This is a genomic window from Pseudomonas kuykendallii (assembly GCF_900106975.1).
GTDB classification, from domain to species: Bacteria; Pseudomonadota; Gammaproteobacteria; order Pseudomonadales; family Pseudomonadaceae; genus Pseudomonas_O; species Pseudomonas_O kuykendallii.
The window spans coordinates 845140-861375 of sequence record NZ_FNNU01000001.1 but is presented as its reverse complement, the minus strand read 5'-3'; the positions used below and the strand labels follow the sequence as shown (position 1 = coordinate 861375).

The 16236-nt window shown below is 67.1% G+C and carries 16 protein-coding genes; 9 read left to right on the top strand and 7 right to left on the bottom strand.

The annotated features are described in order from the left end of the window. Positions 1 to 58 precede the first annotated feature (58 nt). The 6 genes from BLV15_RS03885 to BLV15_RS03860 all read right to left on the bottom strand — a co-directional run bounded on the left by BLV15_RS03885 (position 59) and on the right by BLV15_RS03860 (position 5783). Complete coding sequence (locus BLV15_RS03885; protein ID WP_090224779.1) at positions 59 to 1057, bottom strand: ABC transporter substrate-binding protein; 999 nt, start codon at positions 1055 to 1057, stop codon at positions 59 to 61. Positions 1058 to 1348: 291 nt separating this feature from the next. Beyond that, entirely contained in the window at positions 1349 to 2218 is an 870-nt protein-coding gene (locus BLV15_RS03880) for an ABC transporter permease (RefSeq protein WP_090224777.1), read from the bottom strand. Positions 2219 to 2233: 15 nt separating this feature from the next. Beyond that, the gene (locus BLV15_RS03875; protein ID WP_090224775.1) at positions 2234 to 3088 is read right to left on the bottom strand and encodes an ABC transporter ATP-binding protein; all 855 of its coding nucleotides are present in this window, start codon (positions 3086 to 3088) and stop codon (positions 2234 to 2236) included. A gap of 41 nt (positions 3089 to 3129) precedes the next feature. Beyond that, positions 3130 to 4026: a TauD/TfdA dioxygenase family protein gene (locus BLV15_RS03870; protein WP_090224774.1), complete on the bottom strand. Its 897-nt coding sequence runs from the start codon at positions 4024 to 4026 to the stop codon at positions 3130 to 3132. Between the two features lie 166 nt (positions 4027 to 4192). Further along, a complete protein-coding gene (locus BLV15_RS03865; RefSeq protein ID WP_090224772.1) occupies positions 4193 to 5128 on the bottom strand; it encodes a sigma 54-interacting transcriptional regulator in 936 nt (311 codons plus the stop codon). A 73-nt stretch (positions 5129 to 5201) separates the two neighbouring features. Further along, positions 5202 to 5783 (bottom strand): alpha/beta hydrolase, encoded by a 582-nt coding sequence (locus BLV15_RS03860; protein ID WP_090224771.1) that lies wholly within the window; start codon positions 5781 to 5783, stop codon positions 5202 to 5204. Positions 5784 to 6005: 222 nt separating this feature from the next. On the opposite strand from BLV15_RS03860, the gene oscA reads away from it, so the two are divergent. The 6 genes from oscA (at position 6006) to BLV15_RS03830 (ending at position 11259) form a co-directional block, all read left to right on the top strand. Then, a complete protein-coding gene (gene oscA / locus BLV15_RS03855) occupies positions 6006 to 6188 on the top strand; it encodes a sulfur starvation response protein OscA (protein WP_090224769.1) in 183 nt (60 codons plus the stop codon). 174 nt (positions 6189 to 6362) lie between these two features. Further along, positions 6363 to 7376 (top strand): sulfate ABC transporter substrate-binding protein, encoded by a 1014-nt coding sequence (locus BLV15_RS03850; RefSeq protein ID WP_090224767.1) that lies wholly within the window; start codon positions 6363 to 6365, stop codon positions 7374 to 7376. Positions 7377 to 7503: 127 nt separating this feature from the next. Continuing rightward, entirely contained in the window at positions 7504 to 8316 is an 813-nt protein-coding gene (gene cysT / locus BLV15_RS03845) for a sulfate ABC transporter permease subunit CysT (RefSeq protein ID WP_090224766.1), read from the top strand. 10 nt (positions 8317 to 8326) lie between these two features. Then, positions 8327 to 9199 carry a sulfate ABC transporter permease subunit CysW gene (gene cysW, locus BLV15_RS03840; protein WP_090224764.1) on the top strand — a complete coding sequence of 291 codons (873 nt, stop codon included), beginning with the start codon at positions 8327 to 8329 and terminating at the stop codon, positions 9197 to 9199. 82 nt (positions 9200 to 9281) lie between these two features. Continuing rightward, positions 9282 to 10283, top strand: coding sequence for a sulfate/molybdate ABC transporter ATP-binding protein (locus BLV15_RS03835; RefSeq protein ID WP_090224762.1), 1002 nt, complete (start codon positions 9282 to 9284; stop codon positions 10281 to 10283). A 235-nt stretch (positions 10284 to 10518) separates the two neighbouring features. Beyond that, positions 10519 to 11259 carry a hypothetical protein gene (locus BLV15_RS03830; RefSeq protein ID WP_090224761.1) on the top strand — a complete coding sequence of 247 codons (741 nt, stop codon included), beginning with the start codon at positions 10519 to 10521 and terminating at the stop codon, positions 11257 to 11259. 123 nt (positions 11260 to 11382) lie between these two features. Here BLV15_RS03830 and glcC read toward each other — a convergent pair whose 3' ends face one another. Next, entirely contained in the window at positions 11383 to 12153 is a 771-nt protein-coding gene (gene glcC, locus BLV15_RS03825) for a transcriptional regulator GlcC (RefSeq protein ID WP_090224759.1), read from the bottom strand. A 250-nt stretch (positions 12154 to 12403) separates the two neighbouring features. Here glcC and glcD point away from each other — a divergent pair, with 250 nt between their 5' ends. From glcD to glcF, 3 genes are read left to right on the top strand one after another with little or no spacing between them, the layout of a single operon-like run. After that, complete coding sequence (gene glcD / locus BLV15_RS03820; protein ID WP_090224757.1) at positions 12404 to 13903, top strand: glycolate oxidase subunit GlcD; 1500 nt, start codon at positions 12404 to 12406, stop codon at positions 13901 to 13903. Continuing rightward, on the top strand, positions 13903 to 14979 hold the full coding sequence (glcE, locus tag BLV15_RS03815) for a glycolate oxidase subunit GlcE (RefSeq protein ID WP_090224756.1): 1077 nt from the start codon (positions 13903 to 13905) through the stop codon (positions 14977 to 14979). Before glcD ends, glcE begins: the two co-directional genes overlap by 1 nt. Before the next feature lie 3 nt (positions 14980 to 14982). Then, the gene (gene glcF / locus BLV15_RS03810) at positions 14983 to 16200 is read left to right on the top strand and encodes a glycolate oxidase subunit GlcF (protein ID WP_090224754.1); all 1218 of its coding nucleotides are present in this window, start codon (positions 14983 to 14985) and stop codon (positions 16198 to 16200) included. The last annotated feature ends 36 nt before the right edge of the window (positions 16201 to 16236 follow it).

The window sequence follows — 16236 nt, the reverse complement described above, 5'->3', positions numbered from 1 at the left end:
GGCTGTTCATCCTCGAACCGCCGCGCGAACGCGGCGGTTCGTCAGCAGGCGGGACCGATCAGCTGCCCGGATTGACGTGGGCTTCCTCGAAGAAATAGTCCTTCCAGGACGCCGCCTTGTTCTTCAGCACGCCCAGCTCGTTGAGTTTCTCGGCGTAGATGAAGGTGCGTTCCGGGGAGACGGTGAAGTCGATCTCCGGGTCTTCGACGATCTTCTGCACGAAGGCCAGCGGCAGCTTGGATTGCTCGACGTCGATGTAGGTCTGCGCGGCCTTGGCCTTATCCGCCTTGATGATCCGCGAGGCCTCGACGAGGGCGTCATAGAAGGCCTTGTAGGTCTTCGGATTCTCATCGTGGAATTTCTGCGTGGTGTAGAGCACGTTGAAGGTGGCCTGGCCGCCGAGGATGTCGTAGGAGCTGATCAGCTTGTGCACCTTGGGGTTTTCCAGCGCCTGATACTGGAACGGCGGGCTGGAGAAATGCGCGCTGATCTCCGAGCCGCCGGCCAGCAGCGCGGCGGTGGCGTCCGGGTGCGGCAGGCTTACGGATATCTTGTCGAAGCGCTGGAAATCGGCGTTGCCGTAGCGCTTGGCGGTCTCGATCTGCAGGGTGCGCGACTGGAAGCCGACGCCCGCGGCCGGCACGGCGATGCGGTCCTTGTCGGAGAGGTCGTCGAGGGTCTTCACCTCGGCACGGTTGCTTAGCAGGTAGTTGGGCATCGAACCCAGCGAGGCGATGGCCTTGACGTTCTGCTTGCCGCGGGTGCGGTCCCACACGGTGAGCATCGGCGGCACGCCGGCCGAGACCACGTCCAGGGCGTTGGCCAGCAGCGCCTCGTTCATCGCGGTGGCGCCGGAAATGGTCCGCCAGTCGACCTCGACGTTGTCCAGGCCCAAGGCCTTGCCGTGTTTCTCGATCAGCTTCTGTTCCTTGACCACGTCGAGGATCAGGTAGCCGATGCCGAACTGCTGGGCGATGCTGATGCTGCCTTCGGCCTGGGCCAGCGCCGGCGCCAGCAACGCGGCGGCCAGCAGGGTGTTGCGGATGCGATGGTTCATGGTGTCCCCAAAAAGGTAGTGGCCGCTGACGGCCGGATTTCGGTGTTGGCAAAGGCCGATCCGGCGGCCCGGTCTCGGAGAACTCTGGCAAGGCGGATCACGCTTTGGCGGCCCATCGGGTGGCGAGCCAGCCAAGCCTCCGCCCGGTGGATAAAAAGAGCGTTATCCACCTACATGCGCCGTAGGGTGGATCGTGCTTCATCGATCCACCGGGGGGCTGTCCCAGCCCGACCTCCGCCTGGTGGATGCAAAGAGCGTCAGCTACGCGCCCCGATCCACCCTACGGCGCGATTAACCGCGCTGCATTCCCCAGCGCTTCACGGTGACTCGCTCCAGGGTGGCGAACACCAGGTTCTCCACCACCAGGCCGATCAGGATCACCGCGACCAGCCCGGCGAAAACCTTGTCGGTGTACAGCTCGTTGCGGTTCTGGAAGATGTACCAGCCCAGCCCGCCCTTGCCGCTGGAGGCACCGAACACCAGTTCGGCGGCGATCAGCGTGCGCCAGGCGAAGGCCCAGCCGATCTTCAGCCCGGCGAGGATCGACGGCAGCGCCGCCGGTACCAGGATCAGCAGGACGAAACGCAGCCCGCGCAGGCCGTAGTTGCGCCCGGCCATGCGCTGGGTTTCCGAGACGCCGAGGAAGCCGGCGTAGGTGTTCAGCGCCAGCGGCCAGAGCACCGAATGCACCAGCACGAAGACCAGGCTGGCCTGGCCGAGGCCGAACCAGAGCAGCGCCAGCGGCAGCAGCGCGATCGGCGGCAGCGGGTTGAGCATCGACGTCAGGGTGCTGAGCAGGTCGCGGCCGAGCTGGGTCGACACCGCCAGGGTGGTCAGGCCGAACGCCAGGACGATGCCGATCAGGTAACCCTTGAACAGGATCGACAGGGAAATCCCGACGCGCTCGATCAGCACGCCGCTGGCCATGTCTTCGAAGAAGGCGCGGGCGGTCTGCAGGAAGCTCGGCAGCATCAGGTCGTTGGCCTGGTAGCGCGCGACCACCTCCCAGAGCACGGCCAGCAGCACCAGGATCAGCGTCTTGCGCAGCCAGCCCTGTTGCCACAGGCGTTGCACCAGCGGCAGCTCGCGCTCCAGCGGCAGGCCGACCAGCGGCGCCAGGGTGATTTCGTATTCCTCGCGCACGGGCGGGATCAGTTTCATGGTGGTGCTCCCGTGTCAGTTGGAAATGCGGATGTCCTGGAAGCGCAGGTCGGGCTCGACCTGTAGCTCGCCGTCTTCATCGAACAGCAGCCGGTGAATGCGCTGCGCGGTGTGCTGGAAGTCGACGCCGCCCAGGCTGTTCAGGTCGAATGGGTGCGCGTTGATCTCCGCCCGCACGCGCCCCGGATGCGGCGAGAGCAGCAGGATGCGGTTGCCCACCACCAGCGCCTCCTCGATGGAGTGGGTGACGAACAGCAGGGTGAAGCGCACTTCGTCCCACAGCTGCAGCAGCTCTTCCTGCATCTTGCGGCGGGTCAGCGCATCGAGCGCGGCGAACGGCTCGTCCATCAGCAGGATCTTCGGCTGCATGGCCAGCGCGCGGGCGATGGCGACGCGCGCCTTCATGCCGCCGGAAAGGGTGTGCGGGTAGGCGTCGGCGAAGGCGGCCAGGCCGACCTTCTCCAGGTAGTGCAACGCGCGCTCCTCGGCCTCGCGGCGCTTGAGGGTGCGCGAGGCGAGCAGCGGGAACATGACGTTCTGCTTCACCGTCTTCCACGGCGGCAGTTGGTCGAATTCCTGGAACACCACGATGCGGTCGGGGCCCGGCTCGCTGACGCGCTGGCCGTCGAGGCGGATTTCCCCGTCGCTCGGCTCGATGAAGCCGGCGACCGACTTGAGCAGGGTCGACTTGCCGCAACCGGACGGGCCGAGCAGGACGAAACGGTCGCCCGGATAGACGTCGAAACTCACTTCATGGGTGGCCCGCACCACGCGCTGCGGGGTCTTGTATTCCAGGCTGACCTTGTCCACGTGCAGCAGTGCTGCCAGTGCCGAAGCGCTGGCCGTGTGGCCTTGCAGGACGGCGTTCATCGGATTTCCTTTACTGGGTGGGGGCTGAGGAGGCGCGCCGTTCAGAACGGCACATCGCCCTGGATGGTGGTGCGGTGCATGCGCCGGCGCAGGTGGCTCGGGCAACCGGTGGCGAGGTGGATCAGCGAACGGTTGTCCCAGAACACCATGTCGTGCGGCTGCCAGACGTGGCGATGGATGAACTCCGGGCGCGCGCTGTGGGTGTACAGCTCGGCGAGGATCTGCCGGCTCTCGTCCTCGGGGACATCGAGAATATGGGTGGTGAAGTTCTCGTTGACGAACAGGCCCTTGCGCCCGGTTTCCGGGTGCGTGCGCACCACCGGATGGACCACCGCCGTGACCTCGGCGAGCTGCGCCGCGGTCAGCGTCGGCCGGCGAATGCCCTTGAACACTTCATCGGCGTAGCGCGCCGTGTAGAGGTGCGCCGCGCGTTTGCCCTGGATCGCGCGGGCCAGCTCCGCCGGCAGGGTCTCGTAGGCCAGCTGCTGGCTGGCGAACAGGGTGTCGCCGCCCTCTTCCGGCAGCTCCTGGGCGTAGAGCATCGAGCCCAGGCTGGGGAATTCCTTGTAGGACAGGTCCGAGTGCCAGAACTTGCCGGCATCGCCCAGGCCGATCGGCTGGCCGTTCTCGACGATGTTGGAAATGATGAAGACTTCCGGGTGCCCGGCCAGCAGGAACTGCTTGAGCACGTGGATCTGCAGCGGGCCGAAACGGCGGCTGAAATCGACCTGCTGTTGCGGGCTGATGTGCTGGTCGCGGAACACCAGCAGGCCGTGGTCGAGGTGGGCGCGGTGCACCCGGGCGAAATCCGCGTCATTCAGCGGGCGGGCGAGGTCGAGGCCGACGATCTCCGCGCCGAGTTGGCCCAGCGGACGGATTTCGAAGTGTTGCGAGGTGGTCTCCGGGGAAGGAGTCGCCACCGCAGTTACCGCGTTCATGGATGTTTCTCCATGCAGGCGCGACGGACGCGCGCAGTGAAAGGATCAGGACGATGTCGCCCTGGCTTCTCGTTTCATGTGCGGCGCGCCGGTTGGCCGGCAGGTACGCGAGTGACGACTATAAGTGAATAAGAATGGCGGATATAAATACGATTAGCGCATAAGGTTATGGCCGGGCGCGCGGCTCGTCCGCCAGCACCCGGCGCAGCAGATCGAACAGCGCAACACGCGTCTGCGGGTCCTCGCTGGCAAGCTGCAGCTGCCGTTCGAGACGCGCCAATCCGCAGGGCGCGGGCAGGTTCAGGTGCTCGGCGAGAATCTCCGCGCCGCTGCTGACCAGCAGTGCGAAGTGGATGACGCTCTCCAGCTCGCGGGTGTTGCCCGGCCAGTCGTGCTGCTCCAGCGCCTCACGCGCGGACTGGGCGAACTGCGGCAGCGCAAGGCCGAGGCGCTGGGCGTAGGTGCCGAGGAAGTACTCGCCCAGGGCGAGGATGTCGCCGGGCCGTTCGCGCAACGGCAGCAGGTGCACATAGCCGTCGCCCAGGTAGTGGTAGAGGCGCTCGTTGAACTTGCCGGCGGCAACGGCCTGGCCCAGGTCGATGCTGGTGGCGGCGACCAGGCGCACGTCCGCCGGACTCGGCTGGCGCGCGCCGACGCGGATCACCTCGCGGGTCTCCAGCGCGGCCAGCAGCTTGCCCTGCAAGGCCAGCGGCAGGTCGCCGATCTCGTCCAGATACAGCGTGCCGCCGGTCGCCGAGCCGAACCAGCCGGCGCGGCTGCTGGCCGCGCCGGTGTGGGCGCCCGGCGCATGGCCGAACAGCTCGGCCTCACCGTAGGTCGGGCTCAGCGCTTCGCAGTTGACCGCGACGAACAGCCCCTGGCGCTCGCTGCTGCGGTGGATGTAACGCGCCAGCAGCTCCTTGCCGGTACCTGTTTCGCCGCGGATCAGCACCGGCAGTTCGCTGTCGGCGAGCTGCTCGACGCGTTCGCGCAGCTGCCGCGAGCGCGGATCGATGAACACCAGCGCCTTGGCGCGAATGCTCAGCGGGTTCTTTTCGGCATCGGGGAAAGCCAGCAGCGGCTGGCGCAGGTCGTCGTGCATGGGATTGTTCCTGAAACGTCGAGGCCGCCGGGGCTTCCATGGGCGCGGCGGCCTCGATTGAAGAAAGAAGGACTCAGGCGCTGTGTCGTGCCAGCCGGTCGATCCGCGCCTGCAGCCGGTAGAGCCAGGCGAAACCCTGCTCCCAGCGGGTGTAGCCGGACTTCACGTTGATGTGCCCCGCGCCGACCAGGATGCTCGCCTCGGATTCCCAGCCACGCGCCAGCTCCAGCGCGCGGGCGGCGGTGGCGGCCGGGTCGTCGTCGGAGCCGATCAGCTGGCTGGGAAACGGCAGCGGCCGCGTGGGAATCGGCGCGAAGTTGTGCAGCGCTTCCGGGCATCCGGGGCGCTCGACGTCCGCCGGCGCCACCAGCAGCGCACCACGCACGCGGCGCAGCAGGGCAGGCGAGGCCTGCTCGGCCCAGTGCGCGACGGTGACGCAACCCAGGCTGTGGGCGATCAGCATCACCGGCGTGCGTTCGGCGGCGATTTCGCGCTCCAGCGCCGCCACCCAGTCCTCACGTTGCGGTCGCTCCCAGTCGACCTGCTCGACCCGCGCGCTGTTCGGCAGGCTGCGCTGCCAATGGCTTTGCCAATGCTCGTCCGAGGAGCCCTGCCAGCCGGGCACGATAAGGTAGCGGATCGATTCGTTGCGCATGTTCGCCTCCAATGTTCTGGCGGCAGTGTAGGCAGCTTGAATCGAGCAATGAAGGAATAAAAGATTATGTTCTTATTCTATAAATCCCAAATAGCCGCAACGCGGCGTGCGCTCTAAAGGTTATATAAAAATACTAAAACGGTATTTTTAAGAATAAAAATACCTCTTTATATTCCGCTCCACGCCATTGCCATCGCATGGCGCCCAGCGAAGGAAAGACCCATGAGCGCAACCATAAGAAGCGTCGATGGCCAGGACGAGCAAACCATCCTGCGCGAAATCCAGAGTGCCCTGCGCGACCTGCGTTTCGGCTCGGTGGAAATCACCGTCCACAACGCCCAGGTCGTGCAGATCGAACGCAAGGAAAAATTCCGCCTGCAGCCGTCCTCCGGCAAGCCGGCCTGAATTCACCCCGACCGGACCGCCGGAGGCATGAGCATGAAAACGATTAGAAGAAGCATGTCCCCGCACGGCTATCGCCGCTGTTGCTGGCGAATGCGCTGAACCCCGATCGAACCGCACCAGCCAACACTGAAGAATTCATCCGCGCGCCAGGAACGGCGCGCTTCGGAGCGCACCATGTCGACCAAATCCATCCGTTCGTTCAGCCTGGCGCTGATCGCTGGCGCCCTGTTCAGCGCGCAGTCCTTCGCCGCCACCGAACTGCTCAACGTCTCCTACGACCCTACCCGCGAGCTGTACGTCGAGTACAACGCCGCCTTCGCCAAGCACTGGAAGGCCGAGACCGGCGAAGACGTGGTCATCAAGCAATCCCACGGCGGTTCGGGCAAACAGGCTCGCGCGGTGATCGACGGCCTGCAGGCCGACGTGGTGACCCTGGCGCTGTCCGGCGACATCGACGCGCTGAACCTGCTCAAGCCGCTGATCGACCCCAACTGGCAGGCGCGCCTGCCGCAGAACAGCACGCCGTACACCTCGACCATCGTGTTCCTGGTGCGCAAGGGCAACCCGAAACACATCAAGGACTGGGACGACCTGGTGAAGAGCGGCGTCGAGGTGATCACCCCGAACCCGAAAACCTCCGGCGGCGCGCGCTGGAACTTCCTCGCCGCCTGGGCCTACGCGAAGAAAAAGTACGGCAGCGATGACAAGGCCCTGGAGTTCGTCACCGAGCTCTACCGCCACGCCCCGGTGCTCGATACCGGCGCCCGCGGCGCGACCATCAGCTTCGTCCAGCGCCAGCTCGGCGACGTGCTGCTGGCCTGGGAGAACGAGGCCTACCTGTCGCTCGCCGAGGAAGGCGGCGACCAGCTGGAAATCGTCACCCCGTCGCTGTCGATCCTCGCCGAGCCGCCGGTTTCGGTGGTCGACGCCAACGTCGATCGCAAGGGCACCCGCAAGGTCGCCGACGCCTACCTGCAATACCTCTACAGCGAAGAAGGCCAGCGCATCGCGGCGAAGAACTTCTACCGTCCCCGCGATGCCAAGGTCGCGGCCGAATTCAAGGACAAGTTCGCCCAGCTCGAACTGGTGACCATCGACAAGGAGTTCGGCGGCTGGAAGCAGGCTCAACCCAAGTTCTTCGATGATGGCGGCGTGTTCGACGACATCTTCAAGAAGATCAATCAGTAGGGTGGGTTAGCGGCGGGTCCGCGACAGCCCCGTCCTTCGCAGGGACGGGCGCCGCGTAACCCGCCGGCGGCTCATCGGGCATCGCACGCTCCGCACCACGCATCGATACCTTACCCAAGGACGCCACATGTCCCACCGAACCTCCCCGGTCATACCCGGCTTCGGGCTGACGCTGGGTTACACCATCAGCTACCTCGCGCTGATCGTTCTGATCCCCCTCGGCGCCATGCTGATCTATTCCCTGCAGATGACCGCCGAACAATGGTGGTCGCTGATCAGCAGCCGCCAGGTGCTGTTCTCGCTCAAGCTGTCGTTCGGCACCGCGCTGTTCGCCGCCCTGCTCAACGGCGTGCTCGGCACCGTGCTGGCCTGGGTGCTGGTGCGCTACCGCTTTCCCGGCCGGCGCATCATCGATGCGATGGTCGACATGCCCTTCGCCCTGCCCACCGCGGTGGCCGGCATCGCACTGACGTCGCTGTACGCGCCCAACGGGCTGATCGGCTCGCTGTTCCCCTTCAAGATCGCCTACACCCCGCTGGGCATCACCCTGGCGCTGGTGTTCGTCACCCTGCCCTTCGTGGTGCGCACCCTGCAGCCGGTGCTGGCCGACATTCCCAAGGAGATCGAGGAAGCGGCGACCTGCCTGGGCGCGCGCCCCTTGCAGGTATTCCGCCACGTGCTGCTGCCGAGCCTGCTGCCGGCCTGGGTCACCGGTTTCGCCCTGGCCTTCGCCCGCGGCGTCGGCGAGTATGGCTCGGTGGTGTTCATCGCCGGCAACATCCCGCTGAAGACCGAGATCCTGCCGCTGCTGATCGTCTCCAAGCTCGACCAGTACGACTACAAGGGCGCCACCGGGATCGGTGTGCTGATGCTGGCGGTGTCGTTCGTGCTGCTGCTGTTGATCAACCTGCTGCAGCGTCGCCTGCAGCCGCAGAACTGAGGAGCGCGGGATGAGCATCGCAAGCGCAACCCTGGCCAAGGACAGCGCCGTGCGCGCCAGCGTGCAGCGCACGCCCGCCGCGCTGATCCTGATCGGCCTGGCCTGGATCATCTTCGCGGTGGTCCTGCTGCTGCCGCTGTACATCGTCGTCACCCAGGGCCTGCAACGCGGGCTGGACGTGTTCTGGAACGCGATCAGCGAACCGGACGCGATCTCCGCCCTCAAGCTGACCCTGCTGGCCACGGGCATCTCGGTGCCGCTGAACCTGGTGTTCGGCGTCGCCGCGGCCTGGTGCGTGACCAAGTTCGAGTTCCGCGGCAAGAGCCTGCTGATCACCCTGATCGACATGCCGTTCTCGGTCTCGCCGGTGGTCGCCGGCCTGATCTACGTGCTGCTGTTCGGTTCGCAGGGCGTCTTCGCCCCGTTCCTCCAGGCGCATGACCTGCAGATCGTCTACGCCGTGCCGGGGATCGTCCTGGCGACTATTTTCGTCACCTTCCCCTTCGTCGCCCGCGAGCTGATCCCGCTGATGGAGGAACAGGGCACCACCGAGGAAGAGGCCGCGCGGCTGCTCGGCGCGAACGGCTGGCAGATGTTCTGGCACGTCACCCTGCCCAACGTGAAATGGGCGCTGATCTACGGCGTGGTACTCTGCACGGCCCGGGCGATGGGCGAGTTCGGCGCGGTGTCGGTGGTCTCCGGACACATTCGCGGGATGACCAACACGCTGCCGCTGCACATCGAGATTCTCTACAACGAATACAACATAGTCGCCGCGTTCAGCGTGGCGATCCTGTTGCTGGCGATGGCGCTGGTGATCCTCCTGCTGCGGCAGTGGAGCGAATCGCGGCTGAGCCGCAGCCTGGTGCGCGACGACGAGTGACCGCGCGCCAGATACCGAACGAAACGACCGGCGCCGCGCGCCGTCACCCGGCCAACGCCGTGGCACAGCAAACGAGGCTGACATGAGCATCGAGATTCGTGGCATCAACAAGCACTTCGGCAACTTCCAGGCGCTGAAGAACATCGACCTGCACATCCGCAGCGGCGAGCTGGTCGCCCTGCTCGGCCCGTCCGGCTGCGGCAAGACCTCGCTGCTGCGCATCATCGCCGGCCTGGAAACCCCGGACACCGGCAGCATCGTGTTCCATGGCGAGGACGTTTCCAGCCATGACGTGCGCGACCGCAACGTCGGCTTCGTCTTCCAGCACTACGCCCTGTTCCGCCACATGACGGTGTTCGACAACGTCGCCTTCGGCCTGCGCATGAAGCCGAAGAAGCAGCGCCCGAGCGAAAGCGTGATCGCCAGCAAGGTCCACGAACTGCTCAACCTGGTGCAGCTCGACTGGCTCGCCGACCGCTACCCGGAGCAGCTCTCCGGCGGCCAGCGCCAGCGCATCGCCCTGGCCCGCGCGCTGGCGGTGGAACCGAAGATCCTGCTGCTCGACGAACCCTTCGGCGCGCTCGACGCCAAAGTGCGCAAGGAGCTGCGGCGCTGGCTGGCACGCCTGCACGAAGAGGTGCATCTGACCTCGGTGTTCGTCACCCACGACCAGGAAGAAGCGATGGAAGTCGCCGACCGCATCGTGGTGATGAACAAGGGAGTGATCGAGCAGATCGGCACCCCGGCGGAGGTCTACGAGAAGCCCGCCAGCGAGTTCGTCTACCACTTCCTCGGCGATTCCAACCGCCTGCAACTGGCCGAGGACAACCACCTGCTGTTCCGCCCGCACGAAGTCTCGCTGTCGCGCTCGGCCGCGGACGAGCACCGCGCCGCGCAGGTCCGCGACATCCGCCCGCTGGGCGCGATCACCCGCGTGACCCTGCAGGTCGACGGCCAGGACGAACTGATCGAGGCGGAAGTCGCCAAGGATCACGGCAGCCTCGCCGGCCTCGTCCGCGGCGAAACCCTGTACTTCAAGCCGAAGGCGGTCCTCACGCCGTCCGGTGCCGTGCAGCACGTCTGACCGCCCCGCCGCCGCGCGCCAGACGGGCGCGCGGCCTTCCGGCCAACCCGCGCCGGCCCCTCTCGCCCCTCATTCCGCCGCGATTGCGCACGCAATGGCGCCGAGCGCGACGCGTTCGATCGTAAAAATCACACTTTCGAGCAATCCGAAAACTCCGTTTCGGCGTTAGGCTATGCACCGACTGCCCAGAGAGGCAGCGCTGGCTCACAACAATAAGATCAGGAGCTTTCCGGAAATGAATCCCAAGCCATTCCTCGTACTGCTGTGCACCCTCCTCGCCGGGCTGACGACCGCCGCCGCGCCCGCCGCACAAGCCGAGCTGTCGGTTCTCGAGCAGGTGCAGATCTACGCTTCACGCGCCACCTCGAGCCTCATCCTGCTGCGCGGGGAAGGTTTCCAGGACATGCACCGCGAACGCCTCGAACAGGACATCAAGGCCCTCGATGCCGCCATGCGCCGCGTGCCGGAACCCAGCAGCGCGCTGCTCGCCGAACAGCGCGACCTGGTCGCCGAACTGCGCCGCGGCGTAGCCTTCGGCCCCCGGGAGGACGCCATGCCCTGGGGTTATCCGCTGGAGCTGAACAAGCGCCTGCGCGACTTCCTCACCGCCGCCCGCGCGATGCCCGGCGCGCCGCACACCGAAGTCGCCGCCAAGGTGGAGTACCTCGGCGTGCAGTACCTCAACCGCGCCTACCTCGGCGCCTTCGAGATCGCCCGCGAGCAGCCGGAGAACTACCTCGGCCAGGACGAACGCCAACTGGTGCCGTCCATCGACGCGGAGATCCAGACCTTCGCCGCCCGCGACCCCGCCGCCCTGGCCCGCCTGCAGACGCGCTGGAAGTTCCTCCGCGCCGCGCTGCTGGACCTCAACAGCCAGAGCAACTCGCTGATCAGCGTGTCCGGTCGTCCCTACGCGCCCACCGTGGTCGACCGCAACACCCGCACCCTCAGCGACCAGTGGATGAGCATGAATTGAACCATCGCCGCATTCCGTAGGGTGCGCCATGCGCAGCGAAAACATCCGCCACATCTGCGCCAAACCCTGAAACCGTATCGTCACCCACGGTGCGGGCAGCGCACCCTACGGGGCGTGTCGCGCTTACGCCCATCCTTCCAGGCGCATCCCGGCGCGCACCAGGCGCTGCTCTTCCTGCTCGATCTCGCGCAGGTTGTCGCGAATGCTCTGGATATGGTCGCGCGCCGCGCGCTGCGCCTGATCGGGCAGGCGGCCGATCACCGCCTGGTAGAGGCGCGCGTGCTGGCGGTCGATCTGGCGCTTCTGCAACGGCCGGTGGTAGAGGTTGTTCACCGAGGCATAGACCGTGCTGAGCATCAGGTCGGTGAGCGATTGCAGCGTGTGCACCAGCACCGGATTGTGCGACGCCTCGCAGATCGCCAGGTGGAAGGCGTGGTCGAGCCGCGCATGTTCCCTCGGGTCGGTGCCCTGGCCTTCGTGAGCCGCGAGCATTTCCTCGTAGCGCCGGCCGAGCAGGACGAAATCCGCATCGGTGCCCCGCAGTGCCGCCAGCCGTGCCGACTCCGCCTCCAGCAGCACGCGCACTTCCAGCAGGTCGTAGAGCGTGCGCGGCTGCGAGCTGAACAGGTGCATCAGCGGCGTGGCATCGCGCTTGCCGGACAACGAGGCGACGAACGAGCCGCGGCCCTGGGCGGTCTCGATGATGCCGTGGCCGCGCAGCACGCGCAGGCCCTCGCGCAGCGCCGAGCGCGACACGCCGAGCTTGTCGCACAGGCGCCGCTCCGACGGCAGCGCCTGGCCGACCTTGAGCACGCCGTCGACGATCAGGCGTTCGATGCGCTCGGCGACCCGGTCGGCGACCTGGGCACGTTCGATGGGCGTTTCCGTAAGCATCCTTCACCTCGCCGTACTGGTAGGACCAGATAAAACCCGCCAGTCATGAGTGAGCGGCCGGTTATCTCTGGCTGCCATTGTGCCTGGCTTGCAGCGATCTGTACGCCCGGCGCCCCTGCAAAAACTGGTAGGACCAGTGCTGTCGGCGATGGACGTGCGCGCGGACGCCGGCGCACCATGCGACGCATACGCGCCTACCTCGACCGGGCGGTGCGAGACAACAACGACAATAGAGCTGACCGAGCCTGATATGAACATCCTCTACGACGAGCGTGTCGACGGCGCGTTACCGAAGGTCGACAAGCAGGCGCTGCTCACCGAGCTGCGCCGGCAATTGCCCGACCTGGACATCCTGCACAGCGCCGAAGACCTCAAGCCCTACGAGTGCGACGGCCTCTCCGCCTACCGCACCACGCCGATGCTGGTGGTGCTGCCACGCCAGATCGAGCAGGTCGAAACCCTGCTCAAGCTGTGCAACCGGCTCAAGGTTCCGGTGGTCGCGCGCGGCGCCGGCACCGGGCTGTCCGGCGGCGCGCTGCCGCTGGAGCAGGGCATCCTGCTGGTGATGGCGCGCTTCAACCGCATCCGCGAGATCGATCCCGCCGGGCGCTGCGCCCGCGTGCAGCCCGGCGTGCGCAACCTGGCGATCTCCCAGGCCGCCGCGCCCCACGACCTCTACTACGCGCCGGACCCGTCCTCGCAGATCGCCTGCTCCATCGGCGGCAACGTCGCCGAGAACGCCGGCGGCGTGCACTGCCTGAAGTACGGCCTGACCGTGCACAACCTGCTCGCCGTGGAAATCGTCACCATCGAGGGCGAGCGCATGACGCTCGGCTCGGACGCCCTGGACAGCCCGGGCTTCGACCTGCTGGCGCTGTTCACCGGCTCCGAGGGCATGCTCGGCGTGGTGGTGGAGGTCACCGTCAAGCTGCTGCCCAAACCGCAGGTGGCCAAGGTGCTGCTGGCCAGCTTCGCCTCGGTGGAAGCCGCCGGGCGCGCGGTAGGCGACATCATCGCCGAGGGCATCATCCCCGGCGGGCTGGAGATGATGGACAACCTGGCGATCCGCGCCGCCGAGGACTTCATCCACGCCGGCTACCCGGTGGACGCCGAGGCGATCCTGCTCTGCGAACTGGACGGCGTCGAAGCCGACGTGCACGCCGACTGCGACCGCGTGCGCGCGGTGCTGGAAAGGGCCGGCGCCAGCGAAGTGCGTCTGGCCCGCGACGAGGCCGAGCGCGTGCGCTTCTGGGCCGGTCGCAAGAACGCCTTCCCGGCGGTGGGGCGGCTGTCGCCGGACTACTACTGCATGGACGGCACCATCCCGCGGCGCGAGCTGCCCGGCGTGCTACAGCGCATCGGCGAGCTGTCCGGCGAATTCGACCTGCGCGTGGCCAACGTCTTCCATGCCGGCGACGGCAACATGCACCCGCTGATCCTCTTCGATGCCAACCAGCCCGGTGAGCTGGAGCGCGCCGAGGAACTCGGCGGCAAGATCCTCGAACTCTGCGTGGCGGTGGGCGGCAGCATCACCGGCGAACACGGCGTCGGGCGCGAGAAGATCAACCAGATGTGCTCGCAGTTCAACTCCGACGAGCTGACGCTGTTCCACGCGGTGAAGGCGGCCTTCGACCCCGAGCGCCTGCTCAACCCCGGCAAGAACATCCCGACCCTGCACCGCTGCGCCGAATTCGGCGCCATGCACATCCATGCCGGGCAGCTGCCCTTCCCCGAACTGGAGCGTTTCTGATGAGCGTCGAAACACTCGCAACCGGCGACGCCGACATCGGCGAACGCCTGCTCGCCGAGGTCCAGCAGGCGCTGGCATCCAACACCCCGCTGGCGATCCGCGGCGGCAACAGCAAGGCGTTCCTCGGACGTCCGGTTCAGGGCACGGCGCTGAGCACCGCCGAGCACCGCGGCATCGTCAACTACGACCCCACCGAGCTGGTCATCAGCGTGCGCAGCGGCACCCCGCTCGTCGAGCTGTGCGCCGCCCTGGAAGCCGCCGGGCAGATGCTGCCCTTCGAGCCGCCCGCGTTCGGCGCCGCGGCCACCGTAGGCGGCACCGTGCTCGCCGGGTTGTCCGGCCCACGGCGGCCATGGGCAGGTTCGGCACGCGACTACGTGCTCGGCGCGCGGGTCATCACCGGGCTGGGCAAACACCTGCGCTTCGGCGGCGAGGTGATGAAGAACGTCGCCGGCTACGACCTGTCGCGGCTGATGGCCGGCAGCTTCGGCTGCCTCGGGCTGGTCACCGAAGTCTCGCTCAAGGTGCTGCCCAAGCCGCGCCTGTGCACCAGCCTGCGGCTGCAGATGGACACCCGCAGCGCGCTGGCGCGGCTTTCCGAATGGGGCCAGCAGCCGATCCCGATCAGCGCCGCCAGCCATGATGGGCAAGCGCTGCACCTGCGCCTGGAGGGCGGGGAAGGTTCGGTGAAGGCGGCCTGCGACCGCCTCGGCGGCGACCCGCTCGACGCCGGTTACTGGGAGCGGCTGCGCGAACACCGGCTGGATTTCTTCGCCGACGAACGTCCGCTGTGGCGCCTGTCGTTGCCGAACAACGTCGGCGAACTGGCGCTGCCCGGTGAACAACTGATCGACTGGGCCGGCGCCCAGCGCTGGCTGAAGTCCGACGCCGACGAGGCGCACATCCGCGCCATCGTCGCCGAGGCCGGCGGCCACGCCACCTGCTACAGCGCCGGGCACACCGACACGCCCTTCCAGCCGCTGGCCGCGCCCCTGATGCGCTATCACCGCCAGCTCAAGGCTCAGCTCGATCCGCAGGGAATCTTCAATCCCGGGCGGATGTATTCCGAGGTCTAACGCGTGCAAACCAATCTCTGCGATCAAGCCAAACGCCTGGAACAGGCCGCCGAAGCCGAGCGCGTGCTACGCAGCTGCGTGCACTGTGGCTTCTGCAACGCCACCTGCCCAACCTACCAGTTGCTCGGCGACGAGCTGGACGGCCCGCGCGGGCGCATCTACCTGATCAAGCAGTTCCTCGAAACCGACGTGGTGACCGAGAAGACCCAGCTGCACCTGGACCGCTGCCTGACCTGCCGCAACTGCGAAACCACCTGCCCGTCCGGCGTCGAGTACCACAAGCTGCTGGACATCGGCCGCGCCGCGGTCGAGGCGCGGGTGCCGCGCTCGCCGGGCGAACGCGCGCTGCGCGCCGGGTTGCGCGCGGTGGTGCCGCACGCCGGGCTGTTCAAGGCGCTGATCCGCACCGGCCAGGCATTTCGTCCGCTGCTGCCGGAAGCGCTCGAGAACAAGCTGCCGCGCCACGCGCGCCCGGCCAAGGCACACCCGCTGGCGCGCCATGCGCGGCGCGTGCTGATGCTCGAAGGCTGCGTGCAGCCGGGGCTTTCGCCAAACACCAACGCCGCTACCGCGCGGGTGCTCGACCGCCTCGGCCTGAGCGTCGAGCCGGCCCGCGAGGCGGGCTGCTGCGGCGCGGTGGACTATCACCTGAACGCCCAGGAGAAGGGCCTGGAGCGTGCCCGGCGCAACATCGACGCCTGGTGGCCGGCGATCGAAGCGGGCGCCGAGGCGATCCTGCAGACCGCCAGCGGCTGCGGCGCCTTCGTCAAGGAATACGGCCACCTGCTGCGTGACGATCCGGCCTACGCGGCGAAGGCCGCGCGGGTCAGCGAACTGGCCAGGGACCTGGTCGAAGTGCTGCGCGAGGAACCGCTGGAGAAGCTCGGCATCCACGCTGACCGGCGCCTGGCGTTCCATTGCCCGTGCACCCTGCAGCATGCGCAGAAGCTCGGCGGCGCGGTGGAAGGCGTGCTGTCGCGGCTCGGCTTCCACCTCACCGCGGTGCCCGACGGCCACCTCTGCTGCGGCTCGGCCGGCACCTATTCGATCACCCAGCCGGAGCTGTCAAGGCAACTGCGCGACAACAAGCTCAACGCCCTGGAGAGCGGCAACCCGGAAGTCATCGTCACCGCCAACATCGGCTGCCAGACCCACCTCGACGGCGCCGGCCGCACGCCGGTGCGGCACTGGATCGAGCTGGTCGAGGAGGCGCTGCACTAGCGCAGCACGAGGTGCGCATGGCGCACCCTACGGACG